The organism is Microbispora rosea (assembly GCF_900156315.1).
GTDB lineage: Bacteria > Actinomycetota > Actinomycetes > Streptosporangiales > Streptosporangiaceae > Microbispora > Microbispora rosea.
In genome coordinates this window covers 1-18342 of sequence record NZ_FTNI01000029.1, presented here as the reverse complement: position 1 = coordinate 18342, position 18342 = coordinate 1, and the positions used below count along the sequence as shown (strand labels likewise).

Below are 18342 nucleotides of genomic sequence, written 5' to 3'. Positions count from 1 at the left end.
GGAGTGGCAATGGTGTCGCCCCCGCGCCCGCGGGGATGGTCCCCAGGCGTTCTCGTTCGGCGGGATGCGTTACCCGTCGCCCCCGCGCCCGCGGGGATGGTCCCAGGTGGGAGGACTGGAGCGGGTCGATGAGGTTGTCGCCCCCGCGCCCGCGGGGATAGTCCGAAGGGGCCCTCCTACGGCATCGAGCACGGCTCGTCGCCCCCCGCGCCCGCGGGGATGGTCCGATCCATTACACGGGCGGGCACGTGGACCCGAAGTCGCCCCCGCGCCCGCGGGGATGGTCCCGGGCGGCACGAGCCAGCCGGACCCGGCCCCTGTCGCCCCCGCGCCCGCGGGGATGGTCCATAGGCACAGATCACGCGAACGGTGCATTCCCCCTCGCCCCCGCGCCCGCGCCCGCGAGGATGGTCCGGCGGGCATCACCGTGAGGCGGTGGACAGCGTGGTTGCCGCCGCGCCCGCGGGGGTGGTCCCTCCTTAGGCTCCGTCTGACCGTCGCTCTCGCACGCCTGTGGGGGACGGCCATCCGGCTTTGCCGTTGGTCAGGTCCCCCGGCGAGGCGAATACGGAGTCCGGGGTTTCGGGGATAGTGGGTCGGTGACGGCTGCCTGGGACTTCAATCTGGAAACCTCCTCTCGAACATCAAGGCCCGCCACCTCGACCGGGTTTAGGTTTCGGCCCTCGAGCCCCGGCCGCAAACGCGCCTGCTCGACGGCGTTCACCACAGCCTCGTTGACCGTCATGGCCTCCAGGCCCAGCCGCGTCGCTGTACGGACGACCTGGCGTGCGACTTGTCCCGACGGCAGGTCGGCGACGATCGGGGCAACGGCCTGCAGAGCCCGCATCCGGTCTTCGGCGAACTGCAGGCGCGGGAACTGCGAAAGTTCGGCGTCGACCACGATGTCGGCGAGCGGCACCCGGCTGCGGTCCAGCAGTCGGTGCAGGGCGGCGGGACCGTCCTGCGCCAGGATGGCCGAGGGGTCCCGACCCTCGGGGAGGCGTACGGCCTCTGCGCCTCGCAACAGTTCGAACGCCTTGACGGCACCCCGCATCCCCGCTGAGTCGCCATCAAATGTGATCACGACCGCGGTGGTGCCCAGGTCGCTGACCTGTCCTAGTGCGTCGACCTGCGTGCGGGAGAGGGCGGTCCCGCAGGTCGCCACCCCCACATACCGCCCGCACCCGGCGAGGGTGACCGCGATGGCGTCGAAGGGGCCCTCCACGATGACCGGGCGGGTGCCGGCGGCGAGGGCCTGGTGGTTCTCTGCCAGGCCATACAGCACGCTGCCCTTCGCCGAGCCGCGGCTGGCGAGGTACTTCGGTCCGTGACCTCGTGGGGAGTGGCGGCCGATGAAGCCGGCGATGCCGCCCTCCGGTGTCCGCAGGGTCAGCATGATTCGGTCCTGCAGCGCGTCGACCAGGCGGGTGCCGCGCTGTCTGGCCAGACCGGATGCTTCGAGCACCGCGTCCTCGTATCCGCGGCTGCGGAGGTAGGCGACTAGTCCTTTCCGTCCACTCGGCGCGTATCCGATCCGCCATTCCCGGGCCGTCTGAGCGTCGATGCCGCGCTTGCCGAGGTACGGCACGGCCCAGCCACGCTCCAGATGTGCCACAAAGAACTGTTCGGCCTGACGGTGAACCTCACGCACCTGCGCCACCAAAGACGTGGTCTCGGGGTCCTGCGCAGTCTCTGGCTCCGCTCGGCGTACGCCCTTCGTCCGGCCCTGCTGCACGTCGGTCGTCGTACGTGACGCGCTGTCCAGGTGCGTGGTGACGAGCGACGCGGTCAGGAGGACGCGGTCGCCGACCGCGAGCATCGTGCCGAAGCGCGGAGCCCGGGGGTCGGCCCCCGCCCAGCTGGACACGCTCGGAAAGTCGATCCCGTGGGCGTCCATGCCGAGCCGACGCAGGAAAAGGTACGCGACCGAGTCCGCCTGAAGCTTCGCGATGCCCCGGCAGACGGGCGAGGTGACGGCAGGGGCTTCGGCCGGGTGCTTCAGCATGACGTGCGCCAGCTCGTGGGCCACCGCGGCGATGGCGGTGTTGTCGTCCAGATGGTCGGCGACGCGGATGAAGCGGCGCCCGTGCTCATTGCTCAGCACGGTCACGGCCACGCCGTCGTACGGCGACCGCACGATGGGGAAGCCCAGTCGTCCAGCGAAGTCGGAGAGCGCGGCCAAAGCCTCTCTGGGCTCGAGCGGCGCCGTACCTGTTGCTCGGCCGTCGGCGGATGGGATGGCCGTGGTCTGACCGATGTCGAACACGGTCGACGGCCGTGTGTCGTTCGACTGGACGATACGGATCCCTCGCTCGCCCTTGACCACCTGGCGGCCGAGCCGCCGCCAGGAGTCGTAATCGGCCAGCATGGTGGCGTCCGGCCGGGACGCGCGGATGAGCAGGAGAGCGGCGAAACCGTACCCGCGATGCTTGGCGGCCAGGTCGAGAAACCGCGCCCAGTCCTGGCCGCTGCGCAGCAGGGAGGCCTCCTGAGCGGCCATGTCCAGCAGCGCCGCAGCATCGGGGCGTTCGGGGTCTCGAACCTCATCAACCACGCCCCTGACGCTGCGCCGGTCGGATTGCACTGCCTGTGACGCCAGCCGTCACCCTCGTCAGCTCACACGCTCCGGCCGGTGAGGATCTTCTGCCACAGCTCCTGCGCCCGGGCGGTCAACAGCCACTCCGTTTCCGCCGCCTCCAGCCCTGTCTTTTTCCTGTCGGTCCGCCGGACGAAGACGAGGCCTCCGGCCTGGCACAGCTCATATATGCGGGGCCGGCACTCGCAGGTGTGCCGCCGCACCCTGATGTGGGTGCAGCGGCACTGCGGCTTTAGCCACCGCAGCTCCTCCGCGCCGGGTTGCGGGTCAGGGACGTGAATGCCGTGGTACGGCGGGGGGATCATTCCTTTCCCACATGGTCGTTCGCGAGCCGGGTCTGCTCTTCGAGCTGCCGCGCAAGGTCGGCGAGATCGGACGCCTCGATCGTCATGGCCAGATCGCTTTTCCTGAGCACACCGAAGGGGAGTTGACGTCGCCTGGTCGCCGACAGCCATGGTTGGCGTCGGACCACCCAGTCGCCGCGGTACGCGTCAACGAGTCGACGAAACGACGAATCGTCATCGGAGTCGGGCTGGGCGGAACGTTTGCGATCGTTGTTCACGGTCAGGACCTCGATTCCTGATCTCAAGAGCCCGCTCGGTGGTTTCGTCGCCGCGGCGGGCTCGCTTTTTCGGCGGCCTGGCGGGCGGCATAAGGCGGGCGGCCCCATGACCCCCTCAGGTGTGGGGCCGCCCGAGCCCCGCCAATCGTGACAACTCGACCAGCGGGGCAGCTTCAATGCGCCTGTTCACTCAGCAGGCGGTGACTCGCGCGACAGGTTCTCTGCCGACCGAGGTGCGTCGACCCACCCGGCGCGGAGCGTGGGGATCGGAGCTATCACGGCGCCGGTCCTCTTAGCTCAGCCCACGTCACGTGCCCGTTCCGAGTACGGCTGCCGCCGTACCACGGCGTGAGCTCCGACACCTCTGACCATTCGTCCTTCGCGTCGCCTCCCACGGGTTCGCCCGGGTCGTGGACTTCTACCCGGAGGCGGCCGGCAGACGGAGTGACCGTGATCGCGATCACCCCGTCCTCGGGCGTGCGGGGCACCGCGTTCGCGACGAGTCGGGACACCACGCGCTCGCACCGAGCAGCGAGTTCCGGGTGATGCCTGCTCGCCGTTTTTCGTGCCCACGATCGCGCTCTCTCGGCTGCTTCGGCGACTGGGGGAAGCGACTGTCTATACATCAGGGGGCCACTCTTAAGCTTACCGGGAAGGTTTGATTGCTTCCCGTTAAGCTTGCAAGCTTCATGGGCAGCCCGTCAAGCTATCCATGTGGATTACGGTGAGAGGCACCTCTACCTGCGTATTGCAGATGAACTCAAAAGCCGCATTATGTCCGGCGAGTTCAACGAGGGTGACAAGCTGCCGTCCATCCCAGAGCTCGCCAGAACGAAAGGGACCTCGCGCAGCACTGCCGCTGACGCAATCGGTGTATTGGTAGCCGAAGGGCTCGCTGTCTCGCGGTCCGGTTCCGGTACCTATGTGCGCCGCAAGCCGCAGCTCCAACGTCTCGTCCGGGCCTGGTATCGAGGCAACCGCTCCGGGAGTCCCTTTGCCGCCGAGATGGAAGCCCAGGGCCGGCGGGCCGCATGGGACTATGCCTCTCGAACTGCGCAGGCACCCGAGCCAATCAGGGAGCGGCTGGGATTGGGCCAACCGACCGGGGATGTGCCCGATGTGCTCCGTACGGAGTACCTCTTCTCCGCGGACGGACAACCCGTGATGCTCTCCACGAGTTGGGAACCGCTCGAGATCACCAGGGGCACGCCGATCGCTATGCCGGAGGAGGGTCCGCACGCCGGGCGAGGTGTGGCCGAGCGGATGCTCGTCATCGGCCACCCCATCGACGGCTGGAGGGAGACCGTCGGAGCGCGATTGGGCACTGCCGAGGAGTGCGCAAAGCTCGCTCACCCGCAGGGCTCCGTCATGCTGACGATCGAGCGGGTCTACGAGTCGCGCGGGAGGGTGGTCGAGACGGCCGACATCGTGTTGCCGGGGGATCTGTACCTGCTGGAATACTCGGCCCGTATGGGTGCAGGAGAGTAACTCGCCGCGCTTCCCAACCGTGAGAGTCGCATCGCGGCTTGCGGCTCCTTCTGCCGAGGCGGGACCTCTCCCGACAAACGTCACGCCCGTAACCCTTTGAAGAGCCAGAGGAAATCGCCCTCAGCTCCTCGGCGCGGTTGCGCTGGCGAGAACGCTGGGCTTTCCGATCTGCCTCTGTCTACTCCCTCCGGTCCCAGCCATGGGCGATCGCCGCCATCGCGTGACCAGCGGTGAGTAGTCGCGGCGTCCACGGAGAAGCGTACAAGCTGCTCGTCGCCCTTCCGGCTGAAAGCCTCGTCGGCGGTCAGGGAGAGGGATCAGCCCTCGCAATCACGAGCAACAGGGCCTCTCTGAGAGCTACGTGCTTCCTGGCGAATTCGGACGACCGAAATGCCTGGCGGAAAGTTCACGGTCATCGGCTCAGCTTGCAGTTTCTCGCGTCCGATGTCACGGCGTAAGCAATGGGTTCTCGTGATCCTTTCGACGTGTCGTCCGCCACTGCGCGCGACTCTCATGCCTCTAAAGCTGGGTCGCCAACCGCAATTTGCTCTTGATCTAAATCAGGCCGCCCCTTTACCCTACAGCGCGCAATTATTTGACTACGGAGAGTGCTGAAGTGTCTTGTGTGACGTGGCGAATGGGATTCCTTGCTCTCTTGGCCGCCGTCTCCGGTTGCACCGCCTCGCAGGAGGTCGGTCGTACGGCGACACCCCCCGCCTCGCCGACCGGGAGTCCTCCGCTGGCGGCGCCCTCTGCACGGGCGACCACCGTGGAGGACGCCGTTGTCGAGGCCTACACCGCCTACTGGCCAGCAAGCACCCGCGCTGTCACTCTGCCGCGCGAGGAGGCGCGGCGGCTGCTCAGCCAGTACGAGACAGACGACCAGGTCGAGGGCGAGCTCAAGGGCATCGCTCGCTATCAGGCCATGCATCGCGAGGGATGGGGGGAGGTTGTCGTGCACGTCCAGAAGGTGACCCTGAAGGGCGACACGGCCACTGTCCTCGATTGCATGGACGCCTCTCGCTACGGTGAGGCCGATTCGCGCACCCACAAGCTCATCTCGGGCACGCGCAGCGTCCCGTACTTCTCGGTTGAAGCCACGATGCGCAGGGGCGCCGACGGGCGGTGGCGCGTCGCGCAGACGAAGGCACTGGGATCGAAGTGCACACGGTGACCGCCCTGCTCGTGGCCGCGGCGATCGTCTCGCCCTCGATTTCCTCCGGGCCGGAACCCGACACTGGGAACGGAGCCATAACGCTGCCCAAAGCGTGGAAATTGTGGGCTAAGACCGTCTCCGCCACCCCAGGCCGCGCTCGGCCCGCTCCGGCGCGCAAGGTGCCCGCTCCGGTGCAGAAGGTGGAGAAGACGGTCGACCCCGACTGCGCACCGACGCTCGACGGTTTCCCTCAGGGCAGCGACGACTTCTACTGCGGGCTGATCCGGCCGGGCGGCGGAGCAGAGGTGACCTCGCAGATGCTGGCGGGCCAGGCCGTAAAGGAACTGGCTCTGCCGTTGCCGCAGGTGAGCACCGCGCCGCCGCGCGGCCGTCCGGGGATGGTCGGCATTCGGCAGTGGTTCTGGCTGAACGGCTCGGGGCAGTGGACGACCAAGTCCAAGCGGGTGCAGGTCGGGGACGTATGGGCCGAGGTGACGGCGTCCCCGCGGCGGCTTCTCATCTCGCCGGGCGGGGGCTTGCCCGACATCGTCTGCGATGGCCCGGGCACGCCGTACGACCCGCATCGCCCGCCGCAGGAGCAAGAGAGCGGCTGTACCTATCTGTATGAGCGGTCGTCGGCCGGCCAGCCGCGCAACGCCTACCGGGTGTCGGTGACGGTCGTGTGGGGCGCGACGTGGCGGGGGTCTGGGGGAGCGGGAGGCCCGCTGGCCCCGATCAGCCGGTCCACCTCCTACGCCCTGACCGTGGCCGAGGCGCAGGCCCTGGTCACCGACTGACTTGTGAGGAGTTCCCTTCCGATGGTGCGCACGCGTACGCGCGATACAGTCACGCCGCTTCCCCTGCCGAGGCGGCGCCGGTCGCCGATGTTCCTGCTCGTCGTGGTCTTCATCGGGGCGGGCGTGCTGGCCGGGCAGTACGCCTACACCGAACTCGACCAGCGCAGCCCCGTGCTGATGGTCGCCCGGGACGTCCCGATCGGCCAGGTGATCACCGCCGACGACCTGGCCTCGGTGCAGATCTCGGCGGACTCCAGGGTCGCCACCGTCCCGGCGGGGCGGCTGGCGGAAACGATCGGCCGGGTCGCGGCCGCCGACCTGACGGCCGGCGCGCTCCTGGCGGAGACCCAGACGACGGACGCGATGACCCCGGGCCCCGGCCAGCAGCTGGTGCCGCTCGCGCTCAAGCCGGGTCAGCTTCCAGCCCGGGGCCTGCGTGCCGGCGACCGCGTCCTGGTCGCCGCCGAACTGACCGACCCCGGGCAGGAAACCCGGGCCGTGACGAAGGACCTCCCCGCCGTCGTCGACCGGGTGGGGGAGGCCGACCCCGACGGTGTGCGAGTCGTCGACCTGCTGGTCGGCCCCGGAACGGGCGGCTTCATCGCTCGGGAGGCCATGGGCGGCCACATCGCCCTCATCCTCACCTCCCGCAGGGGCGCGGCGTGATCGGCCGAGGTTCCTCCGCGCGGTGGCCGCGCTGCTGCCGGTACGGGTCGCGCGGGCCGACCGCCGGGCCCCTGGTGTCCGCCGTGCCGCTGCCGTCCTGCTCGGAGGTGGGCGGATGGCACTGATCGCGGTCACGTCTCCCGGAGGGGCGCCCGGGGTCACCACGGTGTGCCTGGCCGCCGCGTTCACCTGGCCCGACCCGGTACTGCTCGCCGAATGCGACCCCTCGGGCGGCGGCGTGTTGCCGGGCTACTTCGCCGGGCAGCAGCCGTACCGGACCGGGGTGGCCGAGGTGGCCATGACGGCCGCGCGCGACCTGGAGGCGGCGCGGGTGCAGCTGGCCGAGGAGGCCGTTGCACTGGACGGGGACGCCCGGCGCAGGCTGCTGCTGCCCGGGGTGGCCGACCCGCGTCAGTCCCTGCAGATCAAGGGCTCCTGGCCGCAGATCGCCCAAGTGTTGACGACCGCCGGCCGCGACGTCATCGCGGACGTGGGTGCGCTCGGCGTGGAGAGCGTGCCGTACGCGATCCTCACCGCTGCGAACGCCGTGGTGCTCGTGCTGCGGCCGACGGTGCGGTTCGTCGCGATGGCCGGGCCGCGGATCGAGGCGCTCAGCCGCGGCGCCCTCGCCGCCACGCCCCGCTTCCTGCTCCTGATCGGCGAAGGGCCCTACCCCGCAGCGGAGGTCAGCCGGACGCTCGGCGGGACGCCCATCCTGGGGACGGTCCCAATGCTGCCGAAGGCCGCGCACATCCTGTCGGACGGCGCCGCCGGCCGCACAAGGTGGGCCGGCCGGTTGCAGATGTCCTCCCTGCTGCGGACGGTGGGCAACCTCGGGGCCCAACTACGGGAGCGCCTCGACTCCGCGTCCGAGGAGCAGCCGGCCGCCGCGGTTGGGGTGGTGCCGCCTGCGTCCTTCGGCGCCGGCCCCGACCTTCACTCCGCTCCTGCCGCGGGTGCCGACTCTGGGGGAGGGCGGCGATGAGCGAGCACCCGCTGTGGCTGGTCGAGGAGGTTCCCGCTGCCCCCGCCAGCAGGCCGGCCGGGCCGGGGAGCTTGCCGCCGATCCCCGGCATCCCCACCCCGACCGACGACGGCCTCGACGACGTGGCGTTCCGTGCGGCGGTCGGTGACATCAGCGCCCGCGTGGCCGACGCCCTGGAAGGGGCGGCCGGCCGGGAGGAGGCCGTCCAGCTCATCGACGCCGCAACAGCCGCCTGGGCCCGCGAGCGACTCACCGACGGGGTCGTCATCGCGCCCGGGACGCACGCCCGTCTGGTCCGCGCGGTCGAGGACGAGCGCTACGGCCTGGGCGCGCTGCAACCGCTGATCGCCGACGCGGCGGTGCAGAACATCGACATCAACGGCTGCCGCGAGGTCTGGGTCACCTACGCCGACGGGCGCAAGGTACGCGGTCCGGCGGTCGCCGGCAGCGACGAGGAGCTCATCCAGCGGATCCGCATGTGGGGCGTCCACGGCGGCCAGACCTCCCGGGAGTTCTCCACCGTCACCCCCATGCTCAACGCGGCGCTGAAAGAGCGGGTGCGGCTATCGGCGGTCATGGCGATCACGCCCCGGCCGCACGTGTCGATCCGCTGCCACCGGCACGTCGACGTCACCCTGACCGACCTGGTCGAGCTCGGCACGCTGGAGGCCGGGCTGGCGTCGTTCCTCGCCGCGGCCGTGCGGGCGCGCAAGGACATCCTGGTCACCGGCGGGGTGAATGCCGGCAAGACGACGATGCTGCGGGCCCTGGCCGCCGAGATCGACCCCGACGAGCGGATCGCCACGCTGGAAAGCGAGTACGAGCTCTACCTGGACCAGCTGCCGCACCGGCACCGCGACGTGGTGGCCTTCGAGTCACGCCAGGCCAACAGCGAGGGCCACGGTCAGATCACCCTCGATGCGGCGATCAAGCACTCGCTGCGGATGAACCCGGTGCGGATCATCGTCGGCGAGGTCCGCGCCGACGAGGCGTGGTCGATGTTGCAGGCCATGAACTCGGGCCAGGAAGGCTCGCTGTGCACCATCCACGCCAACTCCGCCGAGGAGGTCTTTCCCCGCCTGCTCATGCTGTGCCGCTCCGGCGGCCTCGTGCTGGACAGCGAGGACATCCACGGGCTGGTCGGTATGGCCGTCGACTTCGTCGTCCACCTGCGGCGCGACGTGCGCACCAACCGCCGCTACGTCACCGAGGTGCTGGAGGTGCTGCCGCCCGCCGACACGCCGACGCCCGCGCGCAACCACATCTACCGCCCCGGCCCCGACGGGCGGGCCGCACCGGCGACCTCCCCGCAGTGCCTGGACGACCTGGTCGCCGCCGGGTTCGACCCCGCCGTGCTGTGGAGGGCGTCATGACCGGGTCGCTGCTGGCGCCGCTGGCCGGCGGGCTGGCCGCGGCCGGGATCGTCTGCCTCGTGCTCGCCGTACGCGGGCGGGCCCCGGCGCCGCCACGGCCGGACGGCCGCCTGGCCACCCTTGCCCGCGCGGCTGGGGATCCGGCGGTGCGCCGGCAGGCCGGGGCGGCGGTCCTGCTCGGCCCCGCGGTGTTCCTGATGACCGGCTGGCCCGTCGCCGGCCTCGCCGCCATCGGCGCCTGCTTCGCCGTGCCACGCCTGACGGGAGGGCGCGGCGCCCGCTCGCGCATCGCCCGCCTGGAAGCGCTGGAACAGTGGACCCGCCGCCTTTCCGACCTGCTCGGCGCCGCCTCCGGGCTCGAGGACGCCCTGGCCCGCGGTGTCGAGCACCCACCCGAGGCGATCGCCGCCGAAGTGTGCGACCTCGGGCGCAAACTCGCCGCGCGCGCCGACACCGAGCAGGCGCTGCGCGCCTTCGCCGACGCCCTCGACGACCCGGTGGCCGACCTGATCGCCGCCGCGCTCATCCGCGCCGCGTCCCGCCGCGGCGCCGGCGTACGGCAGGTGCTGACCAATCTGGCGGCCATGGTCGCGGCCAACGTCGCCGCCCGGCGGGAGGTCGAAGCCGAACGTGCCCGCCACCGCGCCACCGTCCGCTGGATCATGGCCTTCCTCCTCGGCTACAGCGGCTTCGCCGCCCTCAACAGGGACTACGTGGCCCCGTTCGGCACCACCGCCGGACAAGTCGCCCTCGCGATTGTCGTCGCCTGCTACGCCTTCGGCCTGTGGTGGCTGCACCGCCTCGGCACCGCCCGCCCACCCGGCCGCTTCCTCACCGGGGGAGTGCGATGAACCTGTTCCTGCTGGCCGGGGCCCTGATCGGGTTCGGGCTGTTCCTGCTGGTGCGCGAGCTGCGGCCGGCGCCGCCCCGGCTGGAGGAGGCGGTCGCCCGCCTGCGCGCCGACTACATCCCACCCGACACCTCCGGCGACCTGGCCCAGCGGCTCGGCCGCCTCATGGCCACCCACCTGGGGTCGCTGCCGTGCCCGCACCGCGACCTGGCCCTGCTCGGCCGCCCGGTCGAACGTTTCCTCGCCACCAAGCTCGGCCTGGCCGTGCTCGGACTGCTGCTGCCCGCCGCGATCACCGCGCTGATGACGACCACGGGCGGCACGCCCGGAGTCGCGCTACCGGCCGGCGCGTCCCTGCTCGGCGGGGTGGTGCTGTTCTTCGCCCCGGACCTGACCGTGCGGTCCGAGGCCGCCCGCCGGCGCGCCGACTTCCGGCACGCCATCACCGGCTACCTCGACCTGGTGGCCCTGGAACGCAGCGCCGGCGCCGGACCCGTCGACGCCCTGGAAAAGGCGGCGTCGGTCAGCGACGGCTGGGCGTTCGCCCGCATCACCGCCGTGCTGGAGCAGGCCCGCCGCAACCAGCGACCCGCCTGGGAGGGCCTCGCCCGGCTGGGCGAGCAGGTCGGCATCACCGAACTCACCGACCTGGCCGACATCGCCGCCCTCGCCGGGCAGGAAGGCGCCCGCGTCCTGGACACCCTCATCAGCAAGGCCGCCTCCATGCGCGGCCAGGCCCTGGCCGCCGCCAAAGCCGAAGCCAACGGCCGAACCACCGCCATGGTCATCCCCATCGCCCTGCTCGGCGCGGCCTTCCTGCTGCTGCTGACCTTCCCCCAGATCTACCGGCTGGCCATCGCCGGCTGACCCCCTCAAGGAGACCGATGCGCCTACCCACCATGCCCCCCCAGCTCACCCTCCTGCTCCTGCGGGCGCAGGCCCGCCTGCAGCGCCTACGCGAAGACCGCGGCGCCAGCACCCTGGAATGGGTCGTCATCACCACCCTGATCATCGGCATCGCCATCGCCGCCGCGGCGGTGATGAAGGACAAGGTCACCGAATGGCTCGCCAAGATCCCATGACCGCTCCCCGGGCCGCCGGCCCGCGCCGTTCCCGCCGTGGCACGCGGTGCCGCGTGTCCGACGACCGCGGGGCCGCCACGCTGGAGATGGTCATCCTGTTCCCGCTGCTGCTCCTGGTCGTCGCGGCGGCCGTCCAGGCCGTCTTCGTTTACCAAGCGCACTCCACCGCCCAAGCCGCGGCGCAGGAAGGCGTCCGGGCGGCCCGCGCTGACGGCACCTCCCGCCCCGCCGGGGCGGCCGCCGCGGTGCGCTTCGCTACCCGCGTCGGAGGCGCCTTCCTCACCCACCCCGCCGCCCGGGCGGGCGGCGACGCCGGCACCGTCGAAGTCGTCGTCACCGGCCGGGTGCCGTCGTTCCTGCCCGGAGCCGGCTGGACCGTCTCGGAGGTCTCCCGCGCCCCCGTCGAACGCTTCATCCCCGCGGACCGGCCATGAGCTGCCGACATGCGCTGCGGGACGGCGAGCGGGGAAGCGCGACGCTGGAGCTGGTGGTCCTCGCCCCCGCGCTGCTGGCGCTCATCGCCCTGGTCGTCCTCACCGGGCGCATCGCCACCGCATACAGCGCGGTCGAGTCGGCCGCCCGCGACGCCGCCCGGCAGGCCTCCATCGCCCGCGACCCCGCCCAGGCCCGGCGCGCCGCCACGACCAGCGTCGCAGCCTCGCTGCGCCGCGAGGGCCTGCGCTGCGGCCCGTCGGTCGCGGTGGACACCAGCGGATTCTCCCGCCAGGTCGGAACCACCGCTCAGGTCGTCGCCCGCGTGACCTGCACGGTCCGGCTCGGCGACCTGCTGCCGGGAATGCCCGGCCAGAAGACGGTCCGCGCGTCCTTCGCCTCGCCCATCGACCCCTACCGGGGGAGATCTCTGGGGCTCCCCGCCCCTGACGGTTCCTCGGCCGGCAACGAGCGTGACAAAACGGGAGGCGGCCATGTGTGAAGGTGGCAGCCGGCGGACCGAGATGAGCCGCCTGCCGGATTGTGGAAGCTCAACGATCCCTGTTGAGGTGCTGGTGGGCCCGGCTCCACACGTCTTCGAACTCGGCCGCAGTCAGTGCGTCGGGTTCGTATCCGTCCCATTCCTGCACAGGGGTCTCCGCGGTCCGGCCATAGGTCGCCTCGTACCGGCCGAGCCGGCCCGCTGCCTGAGCCTGCTGCCATTCCGTCAGCGACGCCGCAGCGATGGGGATGCCGTCCGGTCCGCGGAGTTCGACCTGGCGGCTCACCCAACCCTCGGCATCGACCTCGAAGTAGAACCACACGTCCTCTTCATCCCAGTAAGCGCGAAACCAGCGCGTCATGGCTTCAGGATGCCGGACGCGACTGACACGGCACGTCGTGACGAGGTCGAAACGGTCGGGGGCTGCGGTGCAGTGGGTGGCGGCGTGGACGCAGACGCCAACCAGGTCACTGTCCCCCCGACCACCACCAGCACCTTCGCGGGCCAGATGATTGATCACCGCCACGAGACACTGGCAGCGGCATGACCAGGACACGCGACCGCGGGTCGGTCACCCTGTTCACCGCCGTGGCGGTCTTCCCGCTGATGCTGATGCTCGCCGGCTTCCTATGGGACGGCACCGCCAAACTCCGCGCCGGCCGTGAAGCCTACAACATCGCGGAAGAGGCGGCCCGGGCCGGCGCCGGATACGTCGACCAGCGCGCCGCCTACACCGACGGCCGCTACATCGTCGACCAGGCCGCCGCCCTGCGCGCCGCGCGCTCCTACCTCGCCACCACCGGCCACACCGGGACCGCCACACCGGCCGGCACCCACGCCATCCAGGTCCGCGTACGAGTAACCGAGCCCACCCTGTTCCTGGCCCTGATCGGCATCAACGACATCGCGGTGACCGGGACGGCCACCGCCCGCCTCGTCCCCGGCGTGGAGGGAGAACTGCAATGACCAGGTTCCGCCTGCTGGACGGACTGCGGGCACTGCTGGCCGCCACCGTCCTGACCGCGCTCATCGCCGGCGTGCCCCTGGTGCTGTATGCGCTGGCCGGATCCCCCCTGCCCGCCCATCTCCCGGGCTTGGGCGAGATCGGCCACGCGTTGACCCACCGCGACGACGGCACCCTCTTCCTCGCCGTCGTCAAGGTTGTGAGCTGGGCGGCGTGGGCGGGCTTCGTGGCCAGCACCCTGGTCGAGCTCACCTTCCGGATCCGCGGCCGCGCCACCCCGCACCTGCCCGGGCTCGGCGCCGCCCAGTGGCTGTCGGCCCAGCTCATCTCCTCGGTCGCGCTCGCCGCCGGTTCCCCAGCGGCGTTCGTCATGGCCGCAGTCCCGCCCGCCGCCGTGGTCGCCGCCGCCCCCGCCGCGCTGGCTGACACCACCGCTGCACCGGACGCCGGGCACGACCCCCTACGCTTCGCTGGCGCTGACGAGTCGTTGGCGTCTGGGCAGTTCACCACGACGAAGGCACACGGCCCGTCCGGGCAGGCGCACGCCCGGGTGCTGCGGCTCACGCACGCGGCGTACCAGGTGCGCCGTGGCGACTGCCTGTGGACCATCGCCGAACGCCACCTCGGCGACGGCGACCGTTACACCGAAATCGCCCAGCTCAACTTGGGCCGCGTCATGACCGACGGTGCACGCTTCACCCAGCCCGACGTGATCCGCCCCGGTTGGGTGCTGCGCATGCCGGCCGCCGCGATCGACCTCGACCGGCCACAACCACCCGTCGCGGACCGTCACTCTGGCCACCCAAGCGCCGCACCCGAGTTCTCCCGCCCGCACGACGGCGCCCCCTCCTCGCCCCAGCCCTCGGCCAGCCAGGAGTTCTCGAAGGCGGGGGAGCGGCAGGCCGTCGTAGGAGACGCGGCCCCGCCCTCGCACACGCCACAGACCCGGAAGGCGCGTATATCGGCGCCGGAACCGACCGCGATCCTGCTGACCGACGGCGGAGAGGCAGAAGACAGCGGTCCCAGCACACCGGTTGCGGCGTTCGCCGGGGGAGTGGCCGTCGGCTCCCTGCTCACCCTCGCCCGCCTCCGCCACGCCCAACGCCAAGCACGCCGCCGCGGCCGCCGCATCACCCTGCCCACCGACCCCGACACCCTGGCCACCGAGCAGGAACTACACCGCCTGGCCGCATCAGACGCCCGCGAACGCGCCCGCTTGGCCCTGGCCACGCTCGGCGATGCCACCGCCGCTGCCGGCCGCGAACTGCCGCACGTGCTCGGCGCACGCGTCTGCACCGATGCCGTCGAACTGCTGCTGGCCCAGCCCGCCGGCACGCCCCCCGCCCCGTTCACCCAGGGCCGCACGAAGGCGACCTGGCGCCTCGACCTCAGCAACGCAGCCCACGCGGACAGCTCCCGCGACGTGCTCCCCGCACTGCTCACCACCGGACACCTCGACGACGGACACGCACTCCTGGTGAACCTCGAACGCCTGCAGACCGCCACCGCAACCGGCCCCGACGAGCTGGTCGACCGCTTCCTCACCACCGCGGCCACCGAACTCATCACCAGTGATGGGCCATGGTTCGACGTCCTCGCCGTCGGCTTCCCCGAACTACAGGCGGCCGGCACGCGCATCCGACCCTGCACGGACCTGACCGAGGCGCTCGGCCTGCTCGCCGACCGAGCCCGCGACCTCCGCGGACGACTCGCCACCACCGACGGCCCGGCCGACGTGGCCGACCGCCGCCTGCACGACCCCGACGGCGACTGGACACTCACCGTCCTGATCAGCAGGAGCACCCCGTCACCCGATCAGCTGGCCCGGCTGGTCGACACCGTCACCGCCCTGCCCGGCGGCCTGGCCGCTCTCGTACCCGCAGATGCTGCAAGCGCACCCGCCCGGTTCGTGATCTCTCAGGACGACCAGGGCCCGCTGCTGAACGTCACCCCGCCCGGCCTCACAGTGCGGCCGCCCCTCATGCCGCTCAAGTCCTACCAGCGGCTCGGGGAACTGTTCACCGCCGCCGCCGACACCACCGACGTCGCCGTCGACGACCCACCGTATGACGCCTATGCGGGCGAGAGCCTGCTGCCGCCGGCGAGCGGCGCGAACGGGGCAGCCATCTCGGAACTTGCTGACGACCAGCAGGAACACGTGGCGTTCGAGGTGGGGGAGCCCGCACAGTCGGAAGCTGCCGAGCCCGAGTCGCAGCGCGATGAGGCGATGGAGGTGGTGCAGGTATCCATCCTCGGGCCGCTGGAGATCACCGGGACCGTCGCCGACCTCCAACCGAAGATGGCCGAACTCGTACTCGCCCTGACCTTGGCCGGGCCGAGTGGGCTACGCAATGTCCAGCTCGCCGCCATGATGGGCCCCGACCCCGACACCCCCAAACCCTCCGACCAGCTCCGCCAGCTCATCACCCGCACCCGCGGCAAACTCGGAAAAGCCCCCGACAGCCAAGCACGCATCCTGTGCGACTCCGCCTACGTCTACCGCACCCACGCCATCACCCTCGACTGGACCCGCTTCCAGGAACTCGCCGACCGCGGCGCCAAACGCAACTCCACCACCAACCTGTGGGACGCTCTCGCCCTGGTCCGGGGGCCGGTGCTCGACGGCTGCTACCACTGGTGGCTGGAGACTCCGGTGATCGAGAACATCCGCGCCGAAATCGTCGACGCCGCTGACCTGCTCGCTGAACTCGAGCTTGATGCCGGCCGCCCCGACCGCTCCGCACGCGCCGCCAGGCAGGGACTCGCCTCCGACCCCTACGCCGAACAGCTGTGGCGGGCGCTCATGCGGGCCGAGTACGAGGCGGGGAACATGAGCCGCGTCCACGAGGCGTGGAAGGCCTGCCTGAAGGCGGTCGCCGAGGTCAGCGCCGACGGCGACCCCCACCCTGAGACTGCTGCTCTCTACCGACGGCTTGCTGCCGCTCGGCGCTCCGCCTGATGGTTGTCCGGCGCGGCTGCCCCCCATCGGATTTGGCGGTGGTGACCCGCTGCTGGAGCGACAACCGGGATGGCCGCGACCAGCCCCTCAGCTCTTCCGCCCCTGCGGCCACGGACGTGTTTCGGGACTGGTGATCGACCCCGTTTGGGGGCCTGTGCCTGCTGAGGGTGGGTCTCCAGCGTCGTGGGCACTACCGCCAATCACATCTCCTGTCTTCTTATGTCAAGAGGAATTTGGCGATGTGATGTAGATCGCACATCTGGCTTCGTTGTCATGTCCTCGCGTTTGGAACGCGCCTGGTGGGGCGTTATGGAAGTGAATAATAGCTGTCGTCTAGATAACGGCAGGTGATCATCCAGATGCGAAGTAGGTCTTGACCTGGGATTGTTAGGCACGCATGATCCCGTTTGGTCTCTTTATTTCTGCTTTATAGGGGCGAGCGGCCGTGCCGTGCCGAGCGCTTCGCTTTTCCTGCGGAGGGGTCGGCGTGCCGATTTCGCGTGCCCGGAAACTGCTGCCTAGCACGATTCACAGCCGTTTATCACGGGCGTGGGTCGGGGCGGTGGTCGCCCTTGGCGTGTTCGTCGCCGGGGTCGGTGTGCCGGATGGACTGGTGCAGCCGGCTGCTGCTGACGCGTCGTCGCCGAGCTCTGAGCGGAGTGTTGACGGGCAGCCGGTTCGGGTGAAGTCGGTGGCCAAGGGTGCAGAGGATCTGCAGAAGCCGGTGAAGCGTCCAGCGCCGGTGTGGCCGAAGGCGGGGGCCGGCCAGGTCGATCTGTCCAAGGGCAAGGGCGCGGCCGCGGTTGCGGGTCTGCCGGTTTCGGTGGCTCCGGTCGAGGCGCCGGATGCCTCCACGATGGCCACGGCGACCCCGGCACCCAAGCCGACGCGCACACCGAAGGTGGCGCCCGCGCCCACCCCTAGGCCGACGGTGACCCGCACGCCGGCTCACCGGCCGATGCCCACCCGCAGGGCGACGCCTCGCTCTAAGACTGCGACGCCAACCTCCGAGACCAGGAGACCGCCACGGAAGTCACCGTCGTCGGTTCAGGTGGAGACGTTCGACAACGCGGTGGCGCGCCGTCTGGGAGGGGTCGGGCTCGCGGTACGGCTGACGCGTGGCGACGGCGGTACGGATGCGGCTCCTGCCCGGGTGGCTTTGGATTACTCCTCGTTTCGGAATGCCTATTCGGGCGGTTTTGCATCACGTCTCACCCTCAAGCGGGTGCCGGCGTGCATGCTTGAGAGCCGGCCGTCGCAGGAGTGTGTGGAGCGGGCCAAGGCGACGACGCGGACGCTGCCGGTCGTCAATGACGTGGTGCACGGCAGGGTGACCGCGGTGCTGGACGCGGATCCGGCGCCTGTGGCCGGTTCCGGTGTTGCGGCTGCGGGGGCGGCGGGCGATGCGTCGGTGTATGTGCTGGCTGCCTCGGCTGCGTCGACGGCATCGGATGCGACGGGGTCGTTCGCTGCGACGGATTTGAAGCCGTCCGGGACGTGGCAGGTCGGTCTTTCCGGTGGGGGTTTCTCCTACAGCTACCCGCTTCCGGCCGTGCCGGCGCCGGGAGGCTCGGCGCCCGGGCTTGCCCTGCAGTATTCGTCGTCGTCGGTGGACTCGCTGACGTCTTATACCAACAACCAGGCCTCAGTGGTGGGGTTGGGCTGGGAGTTGAACGCGGGGTTCATCGAGCGGCAGTTCGTGCCGTGTGGCGCGTATGAGGACCGGTTGGAAGGTCATCTGTGCTGGGAGTCGCCGGATGGCACGGCCTCGGGTTCGGCCCTGACGCTGTCGGTGGGGGGTCGCTCTTCGCAGATTGTGCGGGATTCGGATTCGGGCACCTACAAGACGGCCGATGATTTCGGCTGGAAGATCCAGTATGTGACCTCGGGTGGCCAAAGTGGCCAGCCGTACTGGAAGGTGACCGATCAG

Annotated in this window: 17 protein-coding genes, 1 pseudogene and 1 CRISPR repeat array; of the genes and pseudogenes, 14 read left to right on the top strand and 4 right to left on the bottom strand. The window is 70.8% G+C overall.

Annotated features, from left to right (window positions below; all coding sequences use genetic code 11):
- Positions 1–18: 18 nt before the first annotated feature.
- Positions 19–475: a CRISPR direct-repeat array (repeat unit 24 nt; unit sequence CCCCCGCGCCCGCGGGGATGGTCC).
- Positions 476–544: 69 nt separating this feature from the next.
- The 3 genes from BXA11_RS31995 to BXA11_RS42565 are packed head-to-tail and all read right to left on the bottom strand — an operon-like array spanning position 545 to position 3158.
- Entirely contained in the window at positions 545–2584 is a 2040-nt protein-coding gene (locus BXA11_RS31995; RefSeq protein ID WP_076440539.1) for a toprim domain-containing protein, read from the bottom strand.
- Positions 2585–2616: 32 nt separating this feature from the next.
- Complete coding sequence (locus BXA11_RS31990) at positions 2617–2901, bottom strand: hypothetical protein (RefSeq protein ID WP_076440537.1); 285 nt, start codon at positions 2899–2901, stop codon at positions 2617–2619.
- Entirely contained in the window at positions 2898–3158 is a 261-nt protein-coding gene (locus BXA11_RS42565; protein ID WP_143734631.1) for a hypothetical protein, read from the bottom strand. Before BXA11_RS42565 ends, BXA11_RS31990 begins: the two co-directional genes overlap by 4 nt.
- 714 nt (positions 3159–3872) lie before the next feature.
- Between BXA11_RS42565 and BXA11_RS31985 the strand changes: the two genes are divergently transcribed.
- The 11 genes from BXA11_RS31985 to BXA11_RS31935 all read left to right on the top strand — a co-directional run bounded on the left by BXA11_RS31985 (position 3873) and on the right by BXA11_RS31935 (position 12489).
- A complete protein-coding gene (locus tag BXA11_RS31985) occupies positions 3873–4646 on the top strand; it encodes a GntR family transcriptional regulator (protein WP_076440535.1) in 774 nt (257 codons plus the stop codon).
- A gap of 769 nt (positions 4647–5415) precedes the next feature.
- Positions 5416–5820 (top strand): hypothetical protein, encoded by a 405-nt coding sequence (locus BXA11_RS31980; protein WP_076440533.1) that lies wholly within the window; start codon positions 5416–5418, stop codon positions 5818–5820.
- A gap of 173 nt (positions 5821–5993) precedes the next feature.
- Complete coding sequence (locus tag BXA11_RS31975; protein ID WP_083744729.1) at positions 5994–6599, top strand: hypothetical protein; 606 nt, start codon at positions 5994–5996, stop codon at positions 6597–6599.
- 21 nt (positions 6600–6620) lie between these two features.
- The gene (locus BXA11_RS31970; protein WP_083744728.1) at positions 6621–7265 is read left to right on the top strand and encodes an SAF domain-containing protein; all 645 of its coding nucleotides are present in this window, start codon (positions 6621–6623) and stop codon (positions 7263–7265) included.
- Between the two features lie 115 nt (positions 7266–7380).
- The gene (locus BXA11_RS31965; protein WP_143734630.1) at positions 7381–8250 is read left to right on the top strand and encodes a CpaE/TadZ family protein; all 870 of its coding nucleotides are present in this window, start codon (positions 7381–7383) and stop codon (positions 8248–8250) included.
- Positions 8247–9623, top strand: a complete 1377-nt coding sequence (locus BXA11_RS31960) for a TadA family conjugal transfer-associated ATPase (protein WP_076440527.1) — start codon at positions 8247–8249, stop codon at positions 9621–9623. Before BXA11_RS31965 ends, BXA11_RS31960 begins: the two co-directional genes overlap by 4 nt.
- On the top strand, positions 9620–10474 hold the full coding sequence (locus BXA11_RS42560) for a type II secretion system F family protein (protein WP_076440715.1): 855 nt from the start codon (positions 9620–9622) through the stop codon (positions 10472–10474). Before BXA11_RS31960 ends, BXA11_RS42560 begins: the two co-directional genes overlap by 4 nt.
- Entirely contained in the window at positions 10471–11340 is an 870-nt protein-coding gene (locus BXA11_RS31950; RefSeq protein ID WP_076440525.1) for a type II secretion system F family protein, read from the top strand. The genes BXA11_RS42560 and BXA11_RS31950 overlap by 4 nt, the downstream gene beginning before the upstream one ends.
- A 17-nt stretch (positions 11341–11357) precedes the next feature.
- On the top strand, positions 11358–11555 hold the full coding sequence (locus BXA11_RS43400; protein WP_159454864.1) for a hypothetical protein: 198 nt from the start codon (positions 11358–11360) through the stop codon (positions 11553–11555).
- A 53-nt stretch (positions 11556–11608) separates the two neighbouring features.
- Complete coding sequence (locus tag BXA11_RS31940) at positions 11609–11989, top strand: TadE/TadG family type IV pilus assembly protein (RefSeq protein WP_076440713.1); 381 nt, start codon at positions 11609–11611, stop codon at positions 11987–11989.
- On the top strand, positions 11986–12489 hold the full coding sequence (locus tag BXA11_RS31935) for a TadE/TadG family type IV pilus assembly protein (protein ID WP_076440521.1): 504 nt from the start codon (positions 11986–11988) through the stop codon (positions 12487–12489). Before BXA11_RS31940 ends, BXA11_RS31935 begins: the two co-directional genes overlap by 4 nt.
- Positions 12490–12538: 49 nt before the next feature.
- Here the strand turns inward: BXA11_RS31935 and BXA11_RS31930 are convergent, their stop codons facing one another.
- Positions 12539–13009 carry a hypothetical protein gene (locus BXA11_RS31930; RefSeq protein ID WP_204053980.1) on the bottom strand — a complete coding sequence of 157 codons (471 nt, stop codon included), beginning with the start codon at positions 13007–13009 and terminating at the stop codon, positions 12539–12541.
- Between the two features lie 23 nt (positions 13010–13032).
- Here BXA11_RS31930 and BXA11_RS31925 point away from each other — a divergent pair, with 23 nt between their 5' ends.
- From BXA11_RS31925 to BXA11_RS43395, 3 genes and pseudogenes are all read left to right on the top strand, one after another.
- Entirely contained in the window at positions 13033–13455 is a 423-nt protein-coding gene (locus tag BXA11_RS31925) for a pilus assembly protein TadG-related protein (RefSeq protein WP_076440517.1), read from the top strand.
- Positions 13452–16412 (top strand): AfsR/SARP family transcriptional regulator, encoded by a 2961-nt coding sequence (locus tag BXA11_RS31920; protein ID WP_076440515.1) that lies wholly within the window; start codon positions 13452–13454, stop codon positions 16410–16412. Before BXA11_RS31925 ends, BXA11_RS31920 begins: the two co-directional genes overlap by 4 nt.
- 487 nt (positions 16413–16899) lie before the next feature.
- A pseudogene (locus BXA11_RS43395) lies at positions 16900–18342 on the top strand (hypothetical protein); the annotation flags it as partial.